Origin of the sequence: Sinorhizobium sp. M4_45 (genome assembly GCF_002885915.1) — a bacterium.
Lineage (GTDB): Bacteria > Pseudomonadota > Alphaproteobacteria > Rhizobiales > Rhizobiaceae > Sinorhizobium > Sinorhizobium meliloti_A.
The window spans coordinates 116,093-139,811 of record NZ_NWVE01000005.1 but is presented as its reverse complement, the minus strand read 5'-3'; the positions used below and the strand labels follow the sequence as shown (position 1 = coordinate 139,811).

Sequence of the window (23,719 nt, the reverse complement as noted above, 5' to 3'; positions counted from 1 at the left end):
GGCATGCTGAGATAGCGCGCATTCACTTCGTTCGGTGTCGTCAGGGCCGCACCTGTCCGGTGCCGCGCACGCGATACTTGAACGAGGTGAGCTGCTCGACGCCGACAGGCCCGCGGGCGTGCATCTTGCCGGTGGCGATGCCGATCTCGCCGCCCATGCCGAACTCGCCGCCGTCGGCGAATTGCGTCGAGGCATTGTGCAGGAGGATCGCCGAATCGATCTCGGAGAAGAACCGCTCGACCACGGCGGGATCCTCGGCGATCACGGCTTCCGTGTGGGCCGACGACCAGGTGTTGATGTGCTCGATCGCGCCGGAAATGCCGTCGACCAGTCTTACCGAGATGATCGCATCGAGATATTCTGTGGCCCAATCCTCGTCGGTCGCAGCTTTCAGGCCGGGCATGAGCCTTGCGAGGTCGTCGCAGACGCGCACCTCGCAGCCGGCATCGACGAGCGCCTCAAGGAGCGGCTCTGCGAATTTCTCGGCTGCGTTGCGGTCTATCAGCAGCGTCTCGGCGGCGCCGCAGATGCCGGTACGGCGCATCTTCGCATTGACGACGATCTTCTTCGCCATATCGTGATCGGCCGAAGCATCGACGTAGATGTGGCAGAGACCCTCGAGATGGGCGAAGACCGGCACCCGCGCCTCTTTCTGAACACGGGCGACCAGGCTCTTTCCGCCGCGCGGCACGATCACGTCGATCGCGCCGTTCAGGCCGGTGAGCATGGCGCCGACGGCAGCGCGATCGGCGACCGGCACCATCTGGATCGCATCTTCCGGCAGGCCGGCGGCCTTCAATCCCGCGGTCAGGCAGGCATGGATCGCCCGCGACGAGTGAAAGCTGTCGGATCCGCCGCGCAGGATCACCGCATTGCCGGCCTTGAGGCAGAGCGCGCCGGCATCCGCCGTGACGTTCGGACGGCTTTCATAGATCACGCCGATCACGCCCAGGGGCGTCCGCACCCGTTCGATGTGGAGCCCGTTCGGACGGTCCCATTCGGAGATCACCTCGCCGACGGGGTCCCTGAGTCCGGCGATCGCGCGGATGCCGTCCGCCATGTCGCGGATGCGGCTTTCCGTCAGCGTCAGCCGGTCGATGAAGGCGGCGGCAACACCGCTTTCGCGCGCGTTTTCGAGGTCGAGCGCATTGGCGCCGAGGATCTCGGCGGTCCGTGCGACGATGACGTCTGCCATGGCGACGAGTGCCGCATGCTTGCGCTCGGCGCTTGCAGTCGCAAGCGGTCGGGCGGCCGCTTTGGCGCGGCGTCCGATCTCCAGCATCATCGCGTTGGCGTCCTTGTCCTGTTCGACCGTCTCAAGCATGGAGCTTGCCCTTTCCCTCGTCGCTTTCCTCTGCAGGGCGCGCGCCCGATGGAGCCGTCATGACCAGATCGTCGCGGTGAACCATGGCGGTGCGGCCGGCATAGCCGAGGATAACAGCGATTTCGGCCGACTTCTTGCCGGCGATCTGGCGCGCCTCGTCGGCATCGTAGCCGGCAAGACCGCGGGCGATCTCGCGGCCGGAATCGCCGATGATCGCAATCGTATCACCACGGCTGAAGCTTCCCGTCACCTGCCGGACACCGGCCGGCAGCAGGCTCTTGCCGGAACGCAGCGCCGCTTCGGCTCCGGCATCGATCGAGAGCGAACCGGCCGGCAGGAGCTGTCCGGCGATCCAGGTCTTGCGGGCGGTCACCGGAGAGCCTGACGGCGCGAACCAGGACGAGCGCGCGCCCGCCTCGATCGCGGCCAGCGGGTGATCCGGCTTGCCGGAGGCGATGATCATCGCGCAGCCGGCGGTGGTGGCGATCTTGCCGGCGTCGATCTTGGTACGCATGCCGCCGCGCGAAAGCTCGGAGGCAGCGCCGCCCGCCATTGCCTCGATCTCGGGCGTGATTTCGGCGACCGTTTCGAGGAAACAGGCGTTCGGATCGAGATGCGGCGGCGCGGTATAGAGCCCGTCGATATCCGAGAGCAGGACCAGAAGGTCGGCGCCGACCATGGTCGCGACCCTGGCTGCGAGCCGGTCGTTGTCGCCATAGCGGATTTCGGTGGTCGCGACCGTGTCGTTCTCGTTGATGATCGGCACCGAGCCGAGCTTCATAAGCTGGCCGATCGTCGCGCGGGCATTGAGGTAGCGCCGTCGTTCCTCGGTGTCGCCGAGGGTCAGGAGGACCTGGCCGGCGACGATCGCATGGGTCGAGAGGCTCTCCGACCAGGCACGCGCCAGCACGATCTGGCCGACGGCGGCGGCCGCCTGGCTTTCTTCGAGCTTCAGCGCACCCGCCGGCAGATCGAGCACCGTTCGTCCAAGCGCGATCGCTCCCGAGGAGACGACGAGGATCTCCACGCCCTTGGCCCTGAGGGCCGCAATATCGGCGCAGAGCGCGTCGAGCCAGCTCTTCTTGAGCCCCGTCTTGCGGTCGACGAGGAGTGCCGAGCCGATCTTGATGACGACCCGGCGGTATTTCTCGAGCGCTTTGCGGGCCTTGTTCATGCCTAAGCTTCCTCTTCGCCCGCCTTGGCCGCGGCGATGACGCTGCGCAATGCTCTCAGCGCCTCCGTCATACCCTTGTTGGTCACGGCGGAGATGAGAAGCGGCGGCGTGCCGCAGGCTTTGCCGAGCGCCTTGGCCTTCGCCTTCAATTCCTCCTCGTCCAGCACGTCGATCTGCGACAGGGCCACGATCTGGGGCTTCTCCTCGAGCCCACCGCCATAGGCTTCGAGCTCGTGCTTCACGGTCCTGTAGGCCTTGGCGACATCCTCTTCCTGCGCGGAGACGAGATGCAGCAGCACCCGGGTGCGCTCGACATGGCCGAGGAAGCGGTCGCCGATGCCGACGCCCTCATGCGCCCCTTCGATCAGCCCCGGAATGTCGGCGATTATGAACTCCTTCTCGTCGATGGTGGCAACGCCGAGATTGGGATGCAGAGTCGTGAAGGGATAGTTGGCGATCTTCGGGCGAGCCCGGGTGCAGGCGGCGAGAAAGGTCGACTTGCCCGCATTCGGCAGGCCGACGAGGCCGGCATCGGCTATCAGCTTCAGCCGCAGCCAGATCGTCTTTTCCTCGCCCTCCAGGCCCGGATTGGCCCAGCTCGGCGCCTGATTGGTGGAGGATTTGAAATGTGCGTTGCCGAAGCCGCCATTGCCGCCGGCGGCGAGCCGGTAGCGCTGCCCTTCCGCCACCATGTCGACGATCAGCGTCTCGTTGTCTTCCTCGAAGATCTGCGTGCCGACCGGCACCTTCAGCGTCACGTCGCCGCCCTTGGCCCCGGTACGGTTGCGTCCCATGCCGTGCGTGCCGGTCTTGGCCTTGAAATGCTGCTGATAGCGGAAGTCGATGAGCGTGTTGAGGCCATTGACGGCTTCGACCCAGACATCGCCGCCGCGGCCGCCGTCGCCGCCATCAGGGCCGCCGAACTCGATGAACTTCTCGCGGCGGAAGGAAACGGCGCCCGCGCCGCCATCCCCTGACCGGATATAGACTTTCGTTTCGTCGAGGAATTTCATCGGTTCGCCATTTCTGAGTGATCGCTTCGAGTCGAGGACGGCATGCGGGGCAGCCCGCGCACGTTCCCGATCCCGCTCTGCTTTTGCGCCATCGATATAGGCGCTTCCGGCAGAGGTCAAAGATTATCGACATGAAGAACCCCGCCAGGAGCTGTACCGGCGGGGTTTCCTATCCGTTCAGTCCGGCCGGCGCAGGTCCTCGGCCGCAAGCCGGGTTTCGATATGCGCGACCATCGCATTGCGGGCGAGCGCATAGATCTGGCTGCAGCCGGTGATCCGGAACCCCAGCTTTTCCTGCACCTTGAGCGAGGCCGGGTTGTCGGCGAAGACGCCCGAATGCAGCACCGTTTCCGGCATACGGCGGAAGAAGCGCTCGACCGCCGCATGGGCCGCCTCGCTCGCCAGCCCCTTGCCCCAGTAGAACCGGTTCAGCCAGTAGCCGACATGCCATTGGCCGTGCCGGAGCTCGATGCCGATGCAGCCGATATGAACGTCGTCGCCCGGGGTGGTGATGGCGAGCGTCCAGTCCGACAGCACATCGGCCGTCTGGCGGTTGAGCCAGTCGAGCGCATCCTGGTGGTGGTAAGGCGCCGGAACGCGCGAAAGCATCCGCGCGACCTGGAAATCCCCGAGCGAGTCGGCGATCGCCGCCGCATCGGAAAGCCGGTGCGGCCGCAGCCGCAGCCGTTCCGTTTCGATGACCGGCGCCGGGCCGGGGCCGGGACGGGCGACCGCCCGGGCGCGCTCTGTGACCAGGGCGTTCATCGGACACCTCCCCAGCTTCTCAACGAGACCCAGGTCTTGCGGTCGAGCCTGTACCATTCGACCGGGACCATGCCGCCGAGCGCCAGGCTGCCGACCATGCCGGAACCCTGGAACTGGAAGCCGCACTTCTGGATGACCCGGCGCGACGCGATGTTCATGACCCGGCAGCGCGCATCGATCTGGTCGATGTCGCGGGTGCGGAAGGCCATGTCGGTCAGAGTCTGTGCCGCCTCGGTCGCATAGCCCTGGTTCCAGTAGGGCTCGCCGAGCCAATAGCCGAGCTCGACGGTTTTTTCGTCGGCGTGCGGCTCGACACCGCAGCAGCCGAGGAATGCGCCATTGTCCGCTTTCGTGATCGCGTAGACGCACTTGCCAATCGTGCCGGCTTTTGCGCGTCGCACGAAATCGGCCGCATCCGCCGTCGTATAGGGGTGCGGCATGCGCGAGACCATGTTGGCGATGTTGGCATTGTTGGCAAGATGGGCAAGGGCGTCGATATCGTCTTCATGGGGCGCGCGCAAAACGAGCCTGGGCGATAACAATATCGGGCAATCGGTCCTTGACCGCTGAGGCCTCAGCCTTTGTTCGGGAGACCGGGATTGGTCTTCCCTGACGAGCTCGGTTTGCATGGTTCTTCCTCCAGACATGCGAAAAGGGGAGTTGGGTATCGCCCCATCTCCCCTTTGAAGTCTGGCTTTGGAACCTTGCGGTGCGTCAGCCGGGTCGATGAGACGCCGGCTGTTTTAGAGCGCTACCGGCTTATTCCGCTGCTTCGGCTTTCGGCATTACAGACACGTAGACTCGGCCGTTGGCCTTCTTGCGGAAGTCCACGTTGCCCGTCGTAAGCGCAAAAATCGTATGGTCCTTGCCGAGGCCTACATTGACGCCGGCATGCCACTTCGTGCCGCGCTGGCGCACGATGATGTTGCCTGGAATGACGGCTTCGCCGCCGAACTTCTTCACGCCAAGGCGCTTGGACTCGGAATCGCGACCGTTACGCGACGAACCGCCAGCTTTCTTGTGTGCCATTGGTGTTCTCCTTTAAACCTTCGATCCCGGAACTCAGTTTGCAGCTTCAGCGGCGGCTTCGGTCTTCTTCGAAGCCTTCTTCGCCTTGCCGCCGGCGGCAGCGATGTCCAGGATGCGGACGATCGTCTGATGCTGGCGATGGCCGCGCGAGCGCTTGGAGTTCTGGCGGCGGCGCTTCTTGAAGGCGATGACCTTCTTGGCGCGGCCCTGATCCACGACTTCGGCGCTGACGACGGCACCTTCGACAAACGGAGCACCGATGGTGGCATCGGCGCCGACGCCGACCATCAGGATCTCGGTGAATTCGATCTTGTCGCCAGCAACGCCTTCCAGCTTTTCGATGGTAATGACGTCATTGGCCGCCACGCGGTACTGCTTACCGCCGGTCTTGATGACTGCGAACATATTTTGTCCTTTCATGTTCGGTCCGGCTCTTTGCCCGAAGACAAGGCCGTCTTTTTGTCAGTCGCTACATGGAGCGAAGCGTCTGGGAAATCCTCGACCTTCGCCAGTGAACGGGCACAACACTTACCCGGCGCGGCACGGGCTAAGCCCACACCAACTCATGGCGCGGATTACGGGAACGGCCCTTGCTTGTCAAGGCGAAAGCCACCATATCGCAGATATTCTTCTCGCAAGCCCTTGCCAGCGGCAGAAACTGCCGCTATGAACCGGCCGCGCTGAACAAGCGCCAACCGGCCCCGCGGAGAGGTGGCAGAGTGGTTGAATGCACCGCACTCGAAATGCGGCATGGGTGCAAGCCCATCGGGGGTTCGAATCCCCCCCTCTCCGCCAGATGCCTTACTGCGTATTTCCGAATTTTTCATCGTTGCCATAGCTCCCGGCACGCTCGATCTTATGAGGCGGGGTGAAATTGCGCACCGGTTTTGCATCCGTCGTAGGCTTCACCAAGCCCGAGAGGCGGATCTCAACCCGGTCTGATTCTGTGAGCACAAACATCGAAGCGCCCTCATCCATCCCCTCAGCATCACTCCCCCGCATTCCTGCTGAGCCACGCCTCCAATCCCGCGATTACCGACAGCCTCAAACTGGCGTTGCGCGTCAGCGCCCGGGCAAGCGGGCGGCCGTCGGGTGGGAAGCCCAGTTCGGCCATCACGTCGTCAGGTTTCAGCCCGCGCCGGGCCATTATCGTTCTGATCTCGGCGATTGCTGAGGGAAGCAGGTAGCGGCCGCTGGCGATCGGGGTTCCGGCGGGCTGCGGGCCGGCTTCCAGCGGGGCGGCGGCGGGCGCGGGCAGCGCGCCTTTGGAGACGAGCCAGGCGAGAAAGCTTGCACGTTCGGCATCGCTTGCCTTCGCCCAGGAGTTCTTGAGCTTCTCTAGACGGCTGCGCTCCGGCTTCAGGCCGGCGAGGACCAGCGCCTGGCGCAGCGACGGGATTTTGCCGGTGGCAAGCGCGGCGTGGATTTCCGGAAATTCGGCCTTGAGGCGGTGCAGGTTGGGGGCGTCGTCGCCTTTGGTTTTCTTCGCCATCTTGGCTCCGCTTGTGACTCTCCCGGGCGGTCTAGAGCATTTCACCGTTTCATAGAAACACTGAAATTCTCTAACGGATACAACGCAGTTTCGGACGGAAAACCGTTACACACTTTCCTGGAAGCGCTCCAGCGCCGGCAGAATGGGGGCGAGCGAATATCCGGTGTCCGCTGAACCTCGGTTTGAAAGCCGGTCCCGCTCCAGTTCTGCACAAGTCAGCCTTTCTAACGTCGCCCGACAGCCGTAATGAATGCGGCGAAGGAAGGACGATTCGATGTCTGACGATGTTGAGCGCTACGGCGACCCGCAGGATGCGACCGTGGCGCTGTACCTCATGAATAATGATGGCGGCGAGCTGACCGACGTGCTGGTCGCCGCGCTCGAAGACGCATTTCGGATTCTCAATGAGGAATGGTCGAGCCGGTCGATGCATTGAGGCATCGCCGGTAAGCCTGCACGCGAACGGCCATCCCGCGCGAGGGGAAAGCGAAGCCGTTCACCCGTTCTGGAGCAGACCCTCCATTGCGGCCGCAGCGCCAAGCAGCATCGCGTCCGCGCCGTGCCGGCCCATCAGCATCAGCCCTGCCGGCCGGCTCGAGCCCGCCATCGGCAGGGTTATTGCGGTCAGGTCGAACTGGTTGGCAACCTGAGTGTTGCGCAGCAGCAGGTCCTCCACGCGGCGGTATTCCCTCCTGTCCTCTTCGACCGAGGCGATGCTGACGGCGGGGATGGGTGTGGTCGGCAGCAGCGTAAGATCGAAGGGTGCCAGCCGCTCGTCCATGGCGCGCATGAGCTCTTGCCGCGTCCGCAGCAGGTCCTGGATCGCGGCGTCGGGGACCGTGAGGCGGCGGCGCAATGTGGATTTTACGCGGATGTCGACCGGCGCATTGTCGTTCAGGAGCCAGCCCGCGTGCACACGGCTTGCCTCGAGGCCGGCGAGCGAGCCGATCGCGGTTGCCTCGGCGAAGCGGGCAAGGAGATCGTCGATCCTGCATGCGGCGAGTTTCGCACCCGCACGGGAGAGTGCCTGCAGGCTCCTTTCGAAAGCCGCCGCAATCTCCGGCGCAAGCCCTTCGAGAAGGGCGCCTTCGGGGATGCCGAGCTTCAGGCCGGCGAGCGGTACGGGTTCGAGCGATCTCGGCGTCTCGCCGGCCATGACCGCGTCGGCGGCCGCGCAATCGGCGACCGTGCGCGCAAGCGGGCCGATCGAATCGAGGCTGGGGGACAGGGGAAAGGCGCCCTCCAGAGATACGCGGCCGGCGGTGGGCTTGAAGCCGACCAGGCCCTGCAGGGCGGCCGGAATGCGCACCGAGCCGCCGCTGTCGGAGCCGATGGCGATCTCGCTCGTGCCCTCCGCCGCCGAGACAGCGGCACCCGAGGAGGAACCGCCGGGAATGAGGCTCGGGTCGACGGCGTTGCCGGGCACCGGGTAATGCGGATTGAGGCCGACGGCGGTAAAGGCGAATTCCGTCATGTGAGACTTGCCGATGATGACGGCGCCGGCCGCGCGCAGGCGCCGGACGATCGCCGCGTCCGCTGTTGCCGGAGGCGCCGCGCGGCGGATGATGGAGCCCGCAAGCGTCGGCTCGCCGGCGATGTCGAAGAGGTCCTTGATGGAGACGATCCGCCCGTCGAGGGGCCCGAGGCTCGTGCCCTCGCGCCGCCTCCCGTCGGCAGCGTCCGCTTCCGCGCGGGCTCGCTCCCGATAGAGCTTTACAAAAACGCGTTCATCGTTCCGCCGCCCGTCAAGTCGGGCGAGAACGGCTTCGATTCGGTCGCGGGACGGCATATCTGACGGGGGCAAGGAAGGAACCTCGTGAATTGCGGCCCAAGTCCGGATGGAAGTCCTTGGAAGCGCTCCAATATTTAAAGGATCGCACGATTGATGTACAATAGGGGGCGATAGCGACAAGCAATCTGGAAGACGCCGATGCGAATTCTACGATCCTCCGCAATCCTCGACTCCTCCGCCATCCACGAGGTCAGATACGATGCGCCGCGCCGGACGTTGAGCGTCTGGTTTCTCGGCAACCGCAGGCCCTATCACTACCTCGACGTTCCGGAAGAGGTTTACGAGGAACTGTTGCATACGGATTCCGCCGGCAACTATTTCAACCAGCACATACGCCATCACTACGGGTTCCTGCATTAGGGCCTGTTTCATTACTGAGATTCATTTCGGAGGACTGCAATCTCTCCTCCTTCGTCATCTCTCTGCTTGTAAAAGATGAAAGCAGCGCCGCGTCTGCGGCCCGGGAAGAGCTCTTTCAGCCCAAGGACTTGGTCTGGCTGGATTCCTGTGACGAGCACAGGAATGAGGAAATCAAACAAGCGGCGGCGCGTGGCCCGAATCTCAACAGGCCTTAAGAAGGTATCGGAGGACTGAAATCTCTCCTTCTTCCGCATCTCTGTGCTTGTCACAGAGATGCAAGCAGCGCCGCGTCTGCGGCGCGGGAAGAGCTCTTTCAGCCCAAGGACTTGGTCTGGCTGGATTCCTGTGACAAGCACAGGAATGAGGAAATCGAACAAGCGGCGGCGGGTGGCCCGCGCCCGTTTCACAGAACTGTCGCCAAACAGTCCGAATAGTTTCATCCGTCTGTAAAGCCGCTGACATCCGGCTGGCCAATGGTCCGCTCGCGAGAACCGACGATTCGCGAAACGGAACCGGAGGCAGGGATTGGCCGCTCTTCGAAACACCCTCACCAGGCGTTCTTTCCTCTTCTCTGCCGGCGCCGCCGGTCTTGTCGCTTCTTCCGGTCTCGCCACGCCATTCTATGCGCGCGGCTACGGGCGGCCGGAATTCGCCCATGGGGTGCAGTCCGGCGATGTCGATACGGGCTCGGGGATGATCTGGACGCGGGTCGATCGGCCGGCGCGCGTTTCCGTCGAATATTCGACCACCGAGAGCTTTTCGAATGCCGTCAGGCTTGCCGATATCGATGCGACGCCGCTGACGGACTGCGCCGTCAAGTGCCGGCTCGACAAGCTGCTGCCGGACCAGGACATTTTCTATCGCTTCGTCGCGACCGATCTCTACGACGCCAATCGCGTCTCCGAACCGGTCGTCGGGCGCTTCCGGACGGCTCCCTTGCGGCGCCGCTCCGTGCGCTTCGTCTGGTCCGGCGACACGGCGGGGCAGGGTTGGGGCATCGACGAGATCGGCATGAAGACCTATTCGACCATGCGGCTGCACGAGCCGGATTTCTTCATTCATTCCGGCGACACGATCTATGCCGACAACCCCATCCCCGACGAGATCAGGCTGCGCGATGGCGGCATGTGGAAGAACCGGATCGTCACGCCCGAGAAGCGCGACGTCGCGCGCACGCTCGAGGAATATCGCGGCCAGTGGAAGTACAACCTGCTCGACGAGCATGTGCGGAGGCTCCATGCCGAATGTCCCACCTTCTATCAGTGGGACGACCACGAGGTCCTGAACAACTGGTCGGCCTCGACCGATCTCAGCGACGATCCGCGCTATCCGGAGAAGGATGTCGCCGTCTATGCCGCCCGCGCGGCCCGCGCCTTCCACGAGATGACGGCGATCCGCACGCTTCCGACGGAGCCCGGCCGCATCTTCCGCAAGATCGCCTATGGTCCGCTGCTCGACGTCTTCTTCGTCGATCTGCGCTCCTATCGCGGCCCCAACCAGGGCGAGGGGGGTGGCGACCTCTTCGGCTGGCGGCAGGCGGACTGGCTGAAGCGCGAGCTTGCGGCGTCCAGCGCCACCTGGAAGGTGATCGCCTGCGACATGCCGATCGGCCTCATCGTCTGGGACGACTATTCGGCAAGGCGCGGATCGGATGCCATCGCCGATGGCGACAATGGCGCGCCGAAGGGGCGCGAGACGGAATTTGCGGATCTCCTGCGCTTCGTCCGCGACAACGCGATCGAGAACATCGTCTGGCTGACGGCGGACGTGCATTACACGGCGGCGCATCACTACGATCCCTCGCGGGCCGCCTTCAAGGACTTCTCGCCGTTCTGGGAGTTCGTCTCCGGGCCGCTTCATTCCGGCACCTACGGACCGAAGGAGCTCGACATGACCTTCGGCCCCGAGGTTCGCTTCATCAAGGCGTCGGGCGGAGGAATCGACAGCAACCTGCCGCCGTCGGCGGGCCTGCAATTCTTCGGCATCGTCGATATCAGCGGCCAGACGCGGCAGATGACGGTGCGGCTGATGGACCGGCAGGATCGGGAACTCTGGCGGGTAATCCTCGATCCGGCGGTGTCCGTTTGAGCCGGCGGCGCTTCACGCAGGTCAGCCCTGCGCGCCGGCCCCCTTTCGCTTCCGGGAAAAAACCTGTATGAGCGCGGCAACTGAAAAGCGGTACCTGCCTCGTCGCGCGTGCCCACGAACTTTCCGAGACAAAAAATGAGCATTCGCAACATCGCGATCATCGCGCACGTCGACCATGGGAAAACCACGCTCGTCGACGAACTCCTGAAGCAGTCGGGCTCCTTCCGCGAAAACCAGCGCGTCGCCGAGCGCATGATGGATTCCAACGAACTGGAAAAGGAACGCGGCATCACCATCCTCGCCAAGGCGACTTCGGTCGAGTGGAAGGGTACGCGCATCAATATCGTCGATACCCCCGGCCACGCCGACTTCGGCGGTGAAGTCGAGCGCATTCTGTCGATGGTGGACGGCGCCATTGTTCTGGTCGACGCCGCCGAAGGCCCGATGCCGCAGACGAAATTCGTCGTGGGCAAGGCGCTCAAGGTCGGTCTTCGGCCGATCGTGGCGATCAACAAGATCGATCGTCCCGATGCCCGTCACGAGGAAGTCATCAACGAGGTATTCGATCTCTTCGCGGCGCTGGACGCGACCGATGAGCAGCTCGATTTCCCGATTCTCTACGGTTCCGGCCGTAACGGCTGGATGAACGTCGCGCCGGAAGGTCCGCAGGATCAGGGCCTGGCACCGCTCCTCGATCTCGTTCTCGATCACGTTCCGGAGCCGAGCGTCGGCGAAGGTCCGTTCCGGATGATCGGCACCATTCTGGAAGCCAATCCCTTCCTCGGCCGCATCATCACCGGGCGCATTCATTCCGGTTCGATCAAGCCGAACCAGGCGGTCAAGGTCCTCGGGCAGGACGGCAAGGTGCTCGAATCCGGACGCATCTCCAAGATTCTTGCATTCCGCGGCATCGAGCGTCAGCCGATCGAGGAAGCCCATGCGGGCGACATCGTAGCGATCGCCGGCCTCTCCAAGGGTACCGTCGCCGACACGTTCTGTGATCCGGCCGTCAACGAGCCGCTGAAGGCGCAGCCGATCGATCCGCCGACCGTCACCATGTCCTTCCTCGTCAACGATTCTCCGCTTGCCGGCACCGAAGGCGACAAGGTCACTTCGCGCGTCATCCGCGACCGTCTGTTCAAGGAGGCCGAGGGCAACGTCGCGTTGAAGATCGAGGAATCGTCCGAGAAGGATTCGTTCTACGTGTCGGGCCGAGGCGAACTGCAGCTCGCGGTCCTGATCGAAACGATGCGCCGCGAGGGCTTCGAGCTCGCCGTCTCGCGTCCGCGGGTGGTCATGCACAAGGATGAGAACGGGCAGCTTCTGGAGCCGATCGAAGAGGTCGTCATCGACGTCGATGAGGAGCATTCGGGCGTCGTCGTCCAGAAAATGTCCGAACGCAAGGCCGAAATGGCCGAGCTTCGTCCGTCCGGCGGCAACCGCGTGCGGCTGGTGTTTTTCGCGCCGACCCGCGGTCTCATCGGCTATCAGTCCGAGCTTCTGACCGATACGCGCGGCACGGCAATCATGAACCGTCTGTTCCACGACTATCAGCCCTACAAGGGTGAGATCGGCGGCCGGGTGAACGGTGTTCTGCTCTCGAACGACTCCGGCGAATCCGTGGCCTATGCGATGTTCAACCTTGAAGATCGCGGCCCGATGATCATCGACGCAGGTGAAAAGGTCTATGCCGGCATGATCATCGGCATCCACACGCGCGACAACGATCTGGAAGTCAACGTCCTCAAGGGCAAGAAGCTCACCAACATGCGCGCGTCCGGCAAGGACGAGGCGGTAAAGCTGACGCCGCCGATCCGCATGACGCTCGACCGGGCGCTGTCATGGATCCAGGACGACGAACTGGTCGAGGTCACGCCGAAGTCGATCCGGCTCCGCAAGATGCATCTCGATCCGAACGAGCGCAAGCGCTTCGAGAAGTCGCGGACGGCCGGCGCGGCTTAAGGGCTGGACCCGAGGAGAGGGCGAGTCCGACCCTTCTGATTTCGTCGATCTTACGAACCCCGGAGCGATCCGGGGTTTTTGCTGTGTGTGCCTTTCGCGGGCGGCTTGCGGATAAAGTTAAAAAGGCGTTAACCTTGGGGCAGGTGCCGTTAAAGTTGCCTGTGGGTTAACGCCGCGCGACAGTCCGGCGGGATTCCTGTCCGCCGCGTCGTGTGTTTAGAGTCGCAAGTCATGAAGACTGTTTCGATCGAGGTTCGGCCTGGGGAGCCGCATGAGGCGGCGGCAATCGCCGACGTGCATCGCGTTTCCTGGTTGCAGGCCTATGGCGGCATCATTCCGCACCGCCCCCTTGTCCGAATGGTCAATCGCCGCGACGAGACCTGGTGGCGCAAGGCCACGCGCGGACCGGCGACCCTTCTCGTCGTCGACGTCGCCGGCACGATAGCCGGCTATGCGACGCTGGGCCTGAGCCGGGCGCGGGCGCTGCCGCAGGAAGGCGAAATCTACGAGATATATCTCAGGCCGGAATATCAGGGCATCGGCCTCGGACGTGTCCTCTTCGGGGAAGCAAAGAGCCTTCTGAAATCGCTCGGCTGCGAAGGGCTGGTCGTCTGGTGCCTGGAAGACAGCGCGAACGCCTGTAATTTCTTCCATTCGGCAGGCGGTCGCGATATTGCCGAAGGGATGGAGGATTTCGGCGAGAAGCATCTGAAGAAGGTCGGCTTCGTCTGGAGTTGAGGAGTGCCGCCAGGCGCTGTCATCGGTCCGGGCGTTTAGGATAGCCTCATTCCGGCAGGAAGTGCATGGGTTCGCCCGCCTTCTCGCCGCGATTTCCGTGATAGGATGCCTGGTCCGTGCCGCAGCGGAAGCTTGCCGCTCTTTCGTCGGCTATCCTGCGGGCCAGCGTGTTCGCATCGGCATTGGCGAGCGCGTCGACATAGCCGACGACGCAGCCGTCGCCGTCCTCCTTCTGCGCGACCTTCGAAATTACCAGAACCTGTCCCTGGAACGCCTTCGTGCTCCTGTCCGTCTGCGGATCCGGGTTCTCGATGATCCAGCGCAGGATGGCGGCGACCGGCTTCCTGCTGTCGTCGAGGCGCCATTCGACCGTGGTTTCGGCATGATTGAAGGGACCGAAACTCTCGAAGCCGTTCTCCAGATAGCTTTGCCTGACATGGCCGAAGAAGAAGCTCTGGCGGATATCGCTCTCGATGAAATGGACGGGATAGTCACCTATCCCGGGACAAAGGCTCTGCGACGAGGCACCTTCCCACGCGCGCAGGAGCCGGCACTTGTCGCGGCTGACGTCTGTGTAGACGCTGTCATTGGCAAGTGCAGGCGCAGAGATCAGGGCGGCGGAAAGAAAACAGCGAAGTTTCGGGCGCATTGTCTCTCCTGCGAAGATAAATATCAGCCCCGCCCCTTTTTAGCCGCGTGGCGTGCCTAGAGCAAATCCGCCCGCCCGGAGCCAAAGTCATGTTGCATCGCGGCATGTTTCCCTTTATCCGACGGGACGACTTTTCAAACGACCCCTGGAGGTGCTCATGCGGATCGACGCGATTTCCATCGGAAAGAATCCACCGGAAGATGTCAATGTAATCGTGGAAGTCCCGGTCGGCGGGCATCCGATCAAATACGAAATGGACAAGGAGGCCGGCACGCTGGTGGTCGATCGCTTCCTCTATACGCCGATGACCTATCCGGGCAATTACGGCTTCGTGCCGCACACGCTTTCCGACGATGGCGATCCGATCGACGTGCTGATCTGCAATACCCGTCCGCTGGTTCCCGGCTGCGTCATCAATGTCCGCCCGATCGGCGTGATGATGATGGAAGACAATTCCGGTCAGGACGAAAAGATCATCGCGGTTCCCTCCGCCCATCTGACCAAGCGCTACGACAAGGTGCACGATTACACCGACCTGCCGGAAATCACCCTCAAGCAGATCGAGCATTTCTTCGAGCACTACAAGGATCTGGAACCCGGCAAGTGGGTGAAGATCTTCGGCTGGAAGGATGCCAGCATGGCCAAGCAGCTGATCCGGGAAGCGGTCGAGCGCGCCAAGACGAAGAAATAATCGTTTCGCTGTTTTTCCGAAACTGAAAACCTCCGGCTCGACCTCGACCCGGAGGTTTTTTGCGCTTGGATCAGGACGATCTTAGGTCGGGTCGCCGTAAACTCTCGAATAGGCGCACGGGACGCGGGCGAAACCGCACACACTTTTCCTCATCCCTGCTCTGGGGCGCGTTGAGATCCGGGCCCGTCGCCGCCGCCTGTTTGATCTCCTCATTCCTGTGCTTGTCACAGGAAACCAGCCAGACCAAGTCCTTGGGCTGAAAGAGCTCTTCCCGCGCCGCAGACGCGGCGCTGCTCTCATCCCTGTGACGAGCACAGGGATGAGGCAAAAGGAGAGATTGCAGTCCTCCGATACCTTCCTGAGGCCTGTTGAAATTCGGGCCACCCGCCGCCGCTTGTTTGATCTCCTCATTCCTGTGCTTGTCACAGGAATCCAGCCAGACCAAGTCCTTGGGCTGAAAGAACGCTTCCCGCGCTGCGGACGCTGCGCTGCTCTCATCCCTGTGTCGAGCACAGGGATAAGGAAGAAGGAGAGATTAAAGTTTCCGAAAAGTTTCCTACGACGCCGCGCGTCTTACGAGACGCGCAGGTCGCTGTAGCACTTTGAGCTGCTGCATGTTTTTGTCCTTTGAATGGCTACGATCAAAGGAAACGTTCAGTGGCGCACGAAGGAATTCAAGCGCATCGCCATGCGTGCCGACATCTCCTTAGCGCAGCAGCGCAGGAGCGATGGTGGTGTTCAGGAAGAGCTGGATGAAATAGAGGATCACCAGCACGACAAGCGGCGAAAGGTCGACGCCGCCCATGTCGGGCAGCACGCGCCGGATCGGCCGGTAGAGCGGTTCGGTCAACTGATAGAGCGAGCGGCCGATCATGTTGATCGCCTGATTGTTCACGTTGATCACGTTGAACGCATAGAGCCAGGAGAAGATGGCCGAGGCGATGATCAGAAACCACGCAATGTTGATGATGAAATTCAAGGTGCCGATGACAGCAAGCATGCCAGTCTCCAATTCGTTGTTGACAGACATGTAGACATTAGGAACTAAACGAGCAAGTACGCCGGCCCGTCTCGCGCGATGATGTTAATGGCACGGAGCGCGCCTTTTTAACCTTCCCTGCAGTGCTCAGCGGTCTTCCGATGCGCAAGGATCGCTGCAGGATTCAATTTCCGCACGCTCCCGCCGGTCGATCGGCGACGATATCAGGAGCCTGCAGCAGGAGCATTCCAGCATGTCGGCCGTCCATGCCGCGCACCGCTTCGCCGCCTTCAGGCATGTCGGCTACCGGCGTTATTTCTTCTCCCGCCTGCTCGCCTATTTCGCCGTCCAGATCATGTCCGTGGCCGTCGGCTGGCAGATCTACGATCTGACGCGGGATCCTTTCTCGCTCGGTCTCATCGGCCTTTTCCAGTTCCTGCCCTCCCTCGCCCTCATTCTCGTGACGGGCAGCGTGGCGGATCGCTACAATCGCCGGGCGATCATGGGCATCTGCATGCTGGTCAGCACGCTCTGCGGCGCAGCACTTCTCCTTTTGACGGTGACGGGGCTGTTTTCACCTTGGCCGGTTTACGCGATTCTTGTCGTCTTCGGCATAGAGCGGGCCTTTCTGGGGCCCGCTTCCCAGTCGCTGGCGCCCAATCTGGTGCCTGCGGAAGACCTGCCCAATGCAATCGCCTGGAACTCGACCTCCTGGCAGACGGCGATGATCGTCGGCCCGGTGGCTGGTGGGCTCCTTTACGGATTCGGCCCGACCGTGCCCTATGCGGTCAGCCTCGGCTTCTTCGCTGCCGGCGCCCTGATGGTCTTCGCCGTGCCGAAGCCCGCGAGGCGCTCCCCGCCGTCGGCCGCAAGCTGGCAGACGATTACCGCGGGTTTCCGCTACATCAAGGCCGAGAAGATCGTGCTGGGGGCGATCTCGCTCGATCTCTTCGCCGTGCTGCTCGGCGGCGCCGTCGCGCTCATGCCGGTCTTCGCGCGGGACGTCCTGACGCTCGGGCCGTGGGGCCTCGGCCTCCTGCGGGCCGCACCCGGTGTCGGTGCGGTCGGCATGGCGGTGTGGCTGGCCGCCCACCCGATCCGCAATCGGGCCGGTCTCTATATGTTCGTCGGCGTCGCCCTTTTCGGCCTCGCGACGGTCGTTTTCGGCCTTTCGGCGACGCCCTGGATATCGATCGCCGCACTCGTCGTCATGGGCGCTTCCGACATGATCTCGGTCTATGTGCGCGAGATCCTGATTACGCTCTGGACCCCGGATGAGCTGCGCGGCCGCGTGAACGCCGTCAACATGGTGTTCGTCGGTGCTTCCAACGAACTCGGCGAGTTCCGCGCCGGCATGATGGCGTCCGGCTTCGGCGCGGTCTTCGCGGTCGTCTTCGGCGGCGCAGGCACGCTTTTCGTGTCGCTGCTGTGGGCACTCGGCTTTCCGCAATTGCGCCGGATCGACACGCTGGATGTGCCGGAGGCGCAGCGGAGGGGGTGATTGGGAGGGGTCAGGAAGCGGGCAATTGCCGCTGCACGCCGCGATCGCGCCCTCTTGCAGCCCCGCCCTCCATAAAAATCAGCTCCAGAAAATTCTCCATCCATGTCCGCAAGGGATGGTCGTGCAGCATGCGGCCCTCCAGATGCGCTTTGCCCAGCTGGGCACCGGGGAGGTCGAAGCGATGGGCGCCGTGCACCACCCAGCGATGCATCATCGCCCGCGTCAGCTCGCCGTGGAACTGGATGCCCCAGGCATTTTCGCCGTAGCGGAAGGCCTGGTTGGGGTAGGTATCGCCGGTTGCCAGCAATTCGGCGCCCTTCGGCAGGTCGAAGCCTTCGCGGTGGAAGTGATAGACCATCGCCGGCCAGTCCATCAGGGCCTTGCCGGCCTGCGTGGCTCTGAGGGGATACCAGCCGATCTCGGTGATGCCTTCGTGATGGGCTGCGACCTTGCCCCCGAGATTTCGGGCTAGCATCTGCGCCCCGAGGCAGATTCCGAGATAGGGCTTGTTTTCCAGAAGCGGCACGGACAGCCAGTCGATTTCGCGCCGTACGAACTCCTCCTCGTCATTGGCACTCATCGGTCCGCCGAAGATGATCGTCCCCGAATGCGCTTCCAGCGTGGGCGGCAGCTCGTCGCCGAGCGCGGGGCGGCGGATGTCGAGCGAAAAGCCCTTCCGCTCGAGAATGTGGCCGACACGGCCGGCGCTTGAGCGCTCCTGGTGAAGCACGATGAGGATGGGTCTCTTGGCGTCTCTTTGGGTGTCTGGGACCTCTGGCGGCATCGTCAGCTTTCCTGTTGCGCCTCGTTTTCCTCCACCATGTCGATCTTGGCGGCTGCTTCCTGGCGTTTCAAGACCCGGTCACGCCCGGAAACGCCGAGGAGGTCGGCAATCCGCCAGATCACGTGATCTTCCATCTCGCTGCGCGCGCCGTCCGCGTAAACGATTTCCCACAGCATGCCGACGAGCTCGATGCGTTGCTCCTCGGGCAGGTGCCGCTTTATATCTGACGTGAACTGGTAGAAATCGATCGCTTCGCTCTCGGCGCTCTCGCCGGCCGCGACCAGGGCGTTGAGAGCGGCATCGTCAAGCTTGTAATGCTCCTTGATGAGCTTGCGCATCTTGCGGCGCTCGGAGCTGCGGACCGCGCCGTCCGCTTCCATGACCTGGAAGCAGAGGCCGATCACCGCCACGCGGGGGTCCCCCACTTCAATCCGCGCCGAGCCAGTCATTCCTTCCAGAAATGCGCGAAAACGTTCAAACATGCACTATCGCCTGCAGCCTGTGGATATGTCGGGGTTCAGAAAAGACGGAAGTTGGCGGTGGTCCGTTCCGCCGCCGCCGGTTCGCGCACGCCCGGATCGTCCGGGGGGCGTCCGAAAAAGGGATCCGGCGCCTCCTCCGCATCCTTGTCCTTTGCAGGCGATACGGCCGGTTCCTTCCGGTCGGGAACGGTGATCGCCTTCTCCGGCTCGACCCGTTCTTTCTCGTCCCGCTCTCCCTCGGCCCGTTCTCTCTCGGTTTGCTCGCGCTCCGCTGGCGGGGCAGCCTCGACCGTCCGTTCAGAAGCCGGTTCCTCGGCGGGGCGGAGCACCGTCGCGACTGGCGGGAGGCTGCGAATTGCCTGGTCGGGGTTCAGATGCCCGTCCTCCGTTGCCGCCGCGATCTGCGACGGCGGAGCCTTCCACTCGAAAGCGTCGAGTCTGCCGCTGACCGGCGAGACCGGCAGCCAGACGGGCGAGGTGACGCCGTCGGCGGTCCAGGCCGGATCACGCGGGCTCTTCAGCGCCTGCGCCATCCAGTGCCGGATACGGCCCTCGTCGCCAGTGTCGGCCTCCTCGATATCCGCGAGCAGCAGAAAAATGCTCTCCCTCGGCTCGAGCCGGGCGGCGGCCTCTGCCTTTGACCGGGCAAGAGCGAGCTCGCGCGCATCGAGCGCCGCCTCGGCGACGGTCGCCAGTGCGACGGCATTGTTGCTGCGGAGCGATTCGAGCTTCTTCGCCCGCTTCAGACGGTCGAGGGTGGAATCGCCGCCGCGCGCCCGCACATAGAGGCGCGCAATGTCCGGATGCGGATCCGATTTCCACATCCTCTCGAGGATCGAGGCACCCTTGCGCAGATTGTCCTCGCGAAAGAGCGCCTTGGCGGCAACGAGGGCGGCCGGCACGAGGCGGTCGTCGAGCTTCAGCGCCGCCTGCGCGTCGTCCCGCGCGGATTTCGGGTCTGCATCCAATCTTTCCATTGCCCGCGCCGTCAGAAGAACGGCCTTTTTCCGGTCCGCTTCTTTCCTTTCGAGCACATGGGCGGCGCGGCTCTGGTCGAGCAGACGGATCGCCTCGTCCCACTGGCGCGCCTGGCTGCGATGGTCGAGCGTTGCCAGGGTTGCCCACGGCAAGTGCGGCGCCTTCTCGGAGGCGCGCTCGGCGTATTGTCGCGCGGCCTCGTTGGCGCCGAGGCGCTTGGCTTCAAGATAGAGCCCGCGCAGGCCGAGTTCGCGCGTCTCCGGGTCGTCCGCCATCGCCTCGAATTTCTTGCGTGCGTCGTCGTATTTGCCTTCGATCAGCGCGGTCTGCGCTTCGAGCAGATGGATGAGCGGCTCCTGATCCGAGCTGATGAGGTTTCGCGTGCGTGCGGCCATCTTGCGGGCGAGATTGGCGTCGCCGGCGCCGGCCGCGATCAGGCCGGTCGACAATGCCTGGTAGCCGCGGTCGCGCTTGCGGGCGCGAAAGTAACGCGTGACGGTGTGCGGCGACATCCAGATCGTGCGAAGCAGCCAGACGACGATCAGAACGGCAGCGAAGAGCGAGATCAAGATCGAGGCGGCGCGCATCAGGCTCATCTCGATGAGCTGGCCCTGCCAGATCAGCGACAATTCCCCCGGACGATCCGCGAGCCAGGCAAAGCCGAGAGCCAGGCAAAGGACGAGGAGTACGAAGAACAGTATCCGGATCATATGGGTCTTCTTTCTCCCGCTAACCTTGCTTGCCCGTGCGCGTCATGGTGCCGGCGACGGCGGCATCGATCACGGTTTCGACGCCAAGCCGCCGGTCGAGCTTCTCCTTGAACCCCTGGCCAGCGGATTTCGCCGCTTCGGGAAGGCTGTCCCATTCGAGCGATGCGCCCTTGAGATCGCCGTTGTCGAGCTTGTCTTCGATGCGGGCGATCACCGCTTCCGGCGTGTCGCCTTCGACGCTGCCGACCGGCCGCACGCGAATGCCCGACATGGCGCTGGAGACGAGGCGATCGAAAATGCCCTGATCGGGATCGGGCCGATGCAGCGCGTCCAGCATCGCGTCCGCCGCCGGCCGGAAACTTTCCCTCAATTCCGTCCGTGTGGGGACCCCCGTCGCGGCGACATCGGCCAGCTCTTTGACGACCGGATCCTCGGGGGCGATGCTGCGCAATGTGTCGAGTTCGGCGAGGAACGGCCCGCCGCGATCGATCGCCGTCTTCAGCGCGGTGACGGCAACGGCTTTCGCCATCTCGATATCGTTCGCAGGCTCGTTGAGCTTCTGCTCCGCCTGGTCGATACGGCCGGCAAGTTCCGCCCTGGCGGCGTCCGCCGCCTGGCGAGCCTCGGCAAGCTCGGTCTTCAGGGCGGCCATTTCATTCGTCAGATTGGCGACCTCCGCTTCGAGCGCCTTGATTTCGGGAGCGTCCGCCGCAGCTGCGCCGGGCTCCCGGGCCGCCTGTTCCAGAGCGGCGAGGCGGTCTTCCAAAGGGGCGACGTCCACCGCCGCCGCCGGGGCCTGCGCCTGAAGCTCCGCCTTGATCGCTTCGATCTCGCTCGCAAGGTTCTGCTCGGTACCCGGCTGCTCCGGTCCGGGCGCCGGAACGTAGCCGGCATATTGCAGCACGCCGGCACCGGCGAGCGCTATGAGACCGCCGAGGATGCCGGCTGCAAGCGCACCTGCGCCTGTGGCCTGTCTACTCTTTGCCTCGGGCAGTTCGCCGTTGGTCGCGTGCGGAAGCTCCGCGTCGAAGGCGGCCGCAGCCGCGTCGGCGCGTGCCTCCTCCGTCTCTGCTTTCTCTTGCGGATCGCCCGCCGGCAAAGGAGATTCGCCGATGCCGGCTTCGTTGCTTTCGACTTCGCCGGTCCTCACTTCGCCGGCTTCCGCCGCCTCGCTCGTCGAAATATCCGCCGGCTTGCCCGGTGTCGCATCCGGCCCGGCCGCTGCCTCGCCCGCTGCAGGTTCGGTCTTCTCCGCCTCGAGATCGATCGTCAGCGGTTCTTTCCCGGGTTTCGAGCGGCGCGGCGGCTTTTCCGATGCCATGGTCACCTCATTACCGTTTCATTGCCTGTCGGTCGGGCCTGAGCGGATCTGCAGCAGGAACGCTCCGCACCTTCCTCCGTTCTAAACGCAAACCTAGTCAGCGAGGATGACGAGGGAAAGCCCCAGACCATGCTTTTTGACGGAAATGGCCCAGATGACCCGAGCAATGTGCACAAGGCAGGCGGAAAACCGGCGCCGACTTTGCTGATTTGGCCTCAAAGAAGCCGCAAGAGATTTTCCTCGTCCGGCGCTGCCGCGACCCCGCAAACAAGACCGTCCGGCAGGGTCTCTCTTATCGGCCAGCTCAGGCAGAGAAAGCGCGAGGCGAGGTCCGCGGGTTCAAGCCCGCTCTCCCGCAATGCTGCATCCAGGCGCCGCGCGCTCTCGCGGGAATAGAGCATTACCGCATCGAAGGGGCCCGCGCGGAGGAGCCCCGGCAGCGTCTCCGCAGGATAGTGAACCGGCGCCATCCGGTAGCATTCGGCGATCCTGTGCTCGATTTGCCGTTGGTGCAATGCCCGTTCGAAACCCTCGGTCCGCGGTGAACCGGCGAGATAGACCAGCATTTCGCCGGGGGGGAGAAGGGCGGCGACCGTCTCGGCGAGTCCCTCGCCGGTTCCCGGTCCGATCCGGATGTCGGTAAATCCGAGATCGCCCGCGGCGCGCGCCGTCGCTTCGCCGACTGCAAAGAGCGGTGTTGCAAGGTGTGGCTCAAGCGCCGGACCGAGCGCGCCGAGGACGCGGACCGCCTCCCCACTGGTGACGGCGATCGCCTGGTGGGGCTCGCTCAATGCTGCCCGAACCGCGCCGGCGAGATGCTGCGCCTGCATGAGCGGCAGGATGACCGCTTCATGACCCATGGCGCTGAGCCTTGCCGCCGTCCTTTCGGCGGCCGGGCGTGGCCGGGTCACGAGCACGCGCATCGGATCAGCTCCAGCTCGAGAAGAATCCCGGTCCCGCCTTGGCGCGGATACGCTCGCCGGCCTCCTGCCCAAGCCTTTCCGCGTCTGCCGCTCTGCCGTCGATTTCGATCTGGTGGCAAGTGGTGCCGTCGGGCGTCAGGATCATGCCGGCGAAACGGATATGTGTCCCGTCCGATTGCGCGTAGCCGGCGATCGGCGTACGGCAGGAGCCGTCGAGTGTCGCCAGGAAGCCGCGCTCGCAGGAGACCGCCTCGTGTGTGCGGGGGTCGTCGATTGCCGCAAGCAGCGTGTTGATACGGTCGTCGCCGATGCGGGCCTCGACGCAGATCGCGCCCTGAGCCGGCGCCGGCGGAAATTCTTCCGGGTCAAGCAGCTCCGTCGGCACATGCTCCATGCCGAGACGCTTCAGGCCGGCGAAGGCCAGAAGCGTGCCGTCGACCTGACCTTCGGCAAGCTTGCGCAGGCGTGTCTCGACCTGTCCGCGATAGGTGATCACGTCGATATCGGGCCGAAGCCGCCGGATCAGCGCCTGACGGCGCAGCGAAGACGAGCCGACGGTGGCGCCTTGCGGGAGATCGGCGAGCCTTTCGGCCGAGCGGCCGACAAAGGCGTCACGGATGTCCTCGCGCGGCAGGAAAGCCGAAAGGAACAGCCCGTCCGGCAGCTTCGTCGGCATGTCCTTGGACGAATGTACGGCGAAGTCGAGGTCTCCCGACAGAAGCTGCTGCTCGAGCTCTTCGGTGAACAGGCCCTTGCCGCCGATCTCCGCAAGCGACCTGTCGGTGATCCGGTCGCCCTTCGTGGAAAGAATGACGATCTCGAACATTTCCGGTGGCAGACCATGGGCGGCGGCGAGCCGGTCGCGCGTTTCATGCGTCTGGGCCATCGCCAGCGGGCTGCCGCGCGTGCCGATGCGGAAAGGTTTCGTTTGCATCCTTCGCCATCCGTTGTTACTGCATGCTTC

The 23,719-nt window shown here is 63.9% G+C and carries 24 protein-coding genes and 1 tRNA gene; 8 read left to right on the top strand and 17 right to left on the bottom strand.

Features of this window, described 5'->3' with window-relative positions:
- Positions 1–40 precede the first annotated feature (40 nt).
- From CN933_RS15855 to rplU, 7 genes are all read right to left on the bottom strand, one after another.
- Positions 41–1,324 carry a glutamate-5-semialdehyde dehydrogenase gene (locus CN933_RS15855; RefSeq protein ID WP_018097336.1) on the bottom strand — a complete coding sequence of 428 codons (1,284 nt, stop codon included), beginning with the start codon at positions 1,322–1,324 and terminating at the stop codon, positions 41–43.
- Entirely contained in the window at positions 1,317–2,498 is a 1,182-nt protein-coding gene (gene proB / locus CN933_RS15850) for a glutamate 5-kinase (protein ID WP_018097335.1), read from the bottom strand. The genes CN933_RS15855 and proB overlap by 8 nt, the downstream gene beginning before the upstream one ends.
- Before the next feature lie 2 nt (positions 2,499–2,500).
- Complete coding sequence (gene obgE / locus CN933_RS15845) at positions 2,501–3,511, bottom strand: GTPase ObgE (protein ID WP_026168838.1); 1,011 nt, start codon at positions 3,509–3,511, stop codon at positions 2,501–2,503.
- A gap of 177 nt (positions 3,512–3,688) precedes the next feature.
- The gene (locus CN933_RS15840; protein WP_018097333.1) at positions 3,689–4,276 is read right to left on the bottom strand and encodes a GNAT family N-acetyltransferase; all 588 of its coding nucleotides are present in this window, start codon (positions 4,274–4,276) and stop codon (positions 3,689–3,691) included.
- Positions 4,273–4,905, bottom strand: a complete 633-nt coding sequence (locus CN933_RS15835) for a GNAT family N-acetyltransferase (protein WP_018097332.1) — start codon at positions 4,903–4,905, stop codon at positions 4,273–4,275. Before CN933_RS15835 ends, CN933_RS15840 begins: the two co-directional genes overlap by 4 nt.
- A 130-nt stretch (positions 4,906–5,035) precedes the next feature.
- Complete coding sequence (rpmA, locus tag CN933_RS15830; protein ID WP_018097331.1) at positions 5,036–5,305, bottom strand: 50S ribosomal protein L27; 270 nt, start codon at positions 5,303–5,305, stop codon at positions 5,036–5,038.
- 33 nt (positions 5,306–5,338) lie between these two features.
- Positions 5,339–5,710 (bottom strand): 50S ribosomal protein L21, encoded by a 372-nt coding sequence (gene rplU, locus CN933_RS15825; protein WP_003531204.1) that lies wholly within the window; start codon positions 5,708–5,710, stop codon positions 5,339–5,341.
- Positions 5,711–6,010: 300 nt separating this feature from the next.
- Between rplU and CN933_RS15820 the strand changes: the two genes are divergently transcribed.
- A tRNA-Ser gene (locus CN933_RS15820) sits at positions 6,011–6,100 on the top strand.
- A gap of 193 nt (positions 6,101–6,293) precedes the next feature.
- Here the strand turns inward: CN933_RS15820 and CN933_RS15815 are convergent.
- Positions 6,294–6,797 (bottom strand): hypothetical protein, encoded by a 504-nt coding sequence (locus CN933_RS15815; protein ID WP_018097329.1) that lies wholly within the window; start codon positions 6,795–6,797, stop codon positions 6,294–6,296.
- 274 nt (positions 6,798–7,071) lie between these two features.
- Here CN933_RS15815 and CN933_RS15810 point away from each other — a divergent pair, with 274 nt between their 5' ends.
- Positions 7,072–7,233 (top strand): hypothetical protein, encoded by a 162-nt coding sequence (locus tag CN933_RS15810; protein WP_018097328.1) that lies wholly within the window; start codon positions 7,072–7,074, stop codon positions 7,231–7,233.
- 60 nt (positions 7,234–7,293) lie between these two features.
- On the opposite strand, the gene CN933_RS15805 is transcribed toward CN933_RS15810, so the two are convergent.
- Complete coding sequence (locus CN933_RS15805) at positions 7,294–8,601, bottom strand: amidase (protein WP_018097327.1); 1,308 nt, start codon at positions 8,599–8,601, stop codon at positions 7,294–7,296.
- Between the two features lie 126 nt (positions 8,602–8,727).
- Between CN933_RS15805 and CN933_RS15800 the strand changes: the two genes are divergently transcribed.
- The 4 genes from CN933_RS15800 to CN933_RS15780 all read left to right on the top strand — a co-directional run bounded on the left by CN933_RS15800 (position 8,728) and on the right by CN933_RS15780 (position 13,737).
- Positions 8,728–8,949: a KTSC domain-containing protein gene (locus tag CN933_RS15800; protein ID WP_018097326.1), complete on the top strand. Its 222-nt coding sequence runs from the start codon at positions 8,728–8,730 to the stop codon at positions 8,947–8,949.
- Positions 8,950–9,474: 525 nt separating this feature from the next.
- Positions 9,475–11,037 (top strand): alkaline phosphatase D family protein, encoded by a 1,563-nt coding sequence (locus CN933_RS15790; protein ID WP_018097324.1) that lies wholly within the window; start codon positions 9,475–9,477, stop codon positions 11,035–11,037.
- A gap of 135 nt (positions 11,038–11,172) precedes the next feature.
- Complete coding sequence (typA, locus tag CN933_RS15785; RefSeq protein WP_018097323.1) at positions 11,173–12,999, top strand: translational GTPase TypA; 1,827 nt, start codon at positions 11,173–11,175, stop codon at positions 12,997–12,999.
- A 231-nt stretch (positions 13,000–13,230) separates the two neighbouring features.
- Complete coding sequence (locus CN933_RS15780; RefSeq protein ID WP_018097322.1) at positions 13,231–13,737, top strand: GNAT family N-acetyltransferase; 507 nt, start codon at positions 13,231–13,233, stop codon at positions 13,735–13,737.
- Positions 13,738–13,783: 46 nt separating this feature from the next.
- Here the strand turns inward: CN933_RS15780 and CN933_RS15775 are convergent, their stop codons facing one another.
- Positions 13,784–14,386, bottom strand: a complete 603-nt coding sequence (locus CN933_RS15775; RefSeq protein ID WP_018097321.1) for a hypothetical protein — start codon at positions 14,384–14,386, stop codon at positions 13,784–13,786.
- 157 nt (positions 14,387–14,543) lie between these two features.
- On the opposite strand from CN933_RS15775, the gene ppa reads away from it, so the two are divergent.
- Positions 14,544–15,077, top strand: coding sequence for an inorganic diphosphatase (gene ppa / locus CN933_RS15770; RefSeq protein WP_003531185.1), 534 nt, complete (start codon positions 14,544–14,546; stop codon positions 15,075–15,077).
- 706 nt (positions 15,078–15,783) lie between these two features.
- Here ppa and CN933_RS15760 read toward each other — a convergent pair.
- The gene (locus CN933_RS15760) at positions 15,784–16,077 is read right to left on the bottom strand and encodes a YggT family protein (protein ID WP_003531184.1); all 294 of its coding nucleotides are present in this window, start codon (positions 16,075–16,077) and stop codon (positions 15,784–15,786) included.
- Positions 16,078–16,309: 232 nt separating this feature from the next.
- Between CN933_RS15760 and CN933_RS15755 the strand changes: the two genes are divergently transcribed.
- Positions 16,310–17,557, top strand: a complete 1,248-nt coding sequence (locus CN933_RS15755; protein WP_018097319.1) for an MFS transporter — start codon at positions 16,310–16,312, stop codon at positions 17,555–17,557.
- Between the two features lie 10 nt (positions 17,558–17,567).
- Here the strand turns inward: CN933_RS15755 and CN933_RS15750 are convergent, their stop codons facing one another.
- The 6 genes from CN933_RS15750 to hemC all read right to left on the bottom strand — a co-directional run bounded on the left by CN933_RS15750 (position 17,568) and on the right by hemC (position 23,689).
- On the bottom strand, positions 17,568–18,341 hold the full coding sequence (locus CN933_RS15750) for a glutamine amidotransferase (protein ID WP_018097318.1): 774 nt from the start codon (positions 18,339–18,341) through the stop codon (positions 17,568–17,570).
- Positions 18,342–18,343: 2 nt separating this feature from the next.
- Complete coding sequence (locus tag CN933_RS15745; RefSeq protein WP_018097317.1) at positions 18,344–18,823, bottom strand: tellurite resistance TerB family protein; 480 nt, start codon at positions 18,821–18,823, stop codon at positions 18,344–18,346.
- 35 nt (positions 18,824–18,858) lie between these two features.
- Positions 18,859–20,511 (bottom strand): heme biosynthesis protein HemY, encoded by a 1,653-nt coding sequence (locus CN933_RS15740; protein WP_018097316.1) that lies wholly within the window; start codon positions 20,509–20,511, stop codon positions 18,859–18,861.
- 19 nt (positions 20,512–20,530) lie between these two features.
- Complete coding sequence (locus CN933_RS15735) at positions 20,531–21,832, bottom strand: COG4223 family protein (protein WP_018097315.1); 1,302 nt, start codon at positions 21,830–21,832, stop codon at positions 20,531–20,533.
- A 215-nt stretch (positions 21,833–22,047) separates the two neighbouring features.
- A complete protein-coding gene (locus CN933_RS15730) occupies positions 22,048–22,755 on the bottom strand; it encodes a uroporphyrinogen-III synthase (protein WP_018097314.1) in 708 nt (235 codons plus the stop codon).
- Between the two features lie 4 nt (positions 22,756–22,759).
- Complete coding sequence (hemC, locus tag CN933_RS15725) at positions 22,760–23,689, bottom strand: hydroxymethylbilane synthase (protein ID WP_018097313.1); 930 nt, start codon at positions 23,687–23,689, stop codon at positions 22,760–22,762.
- Positions 23,690–23,719 lie beyond the last annotated feature (30 nt).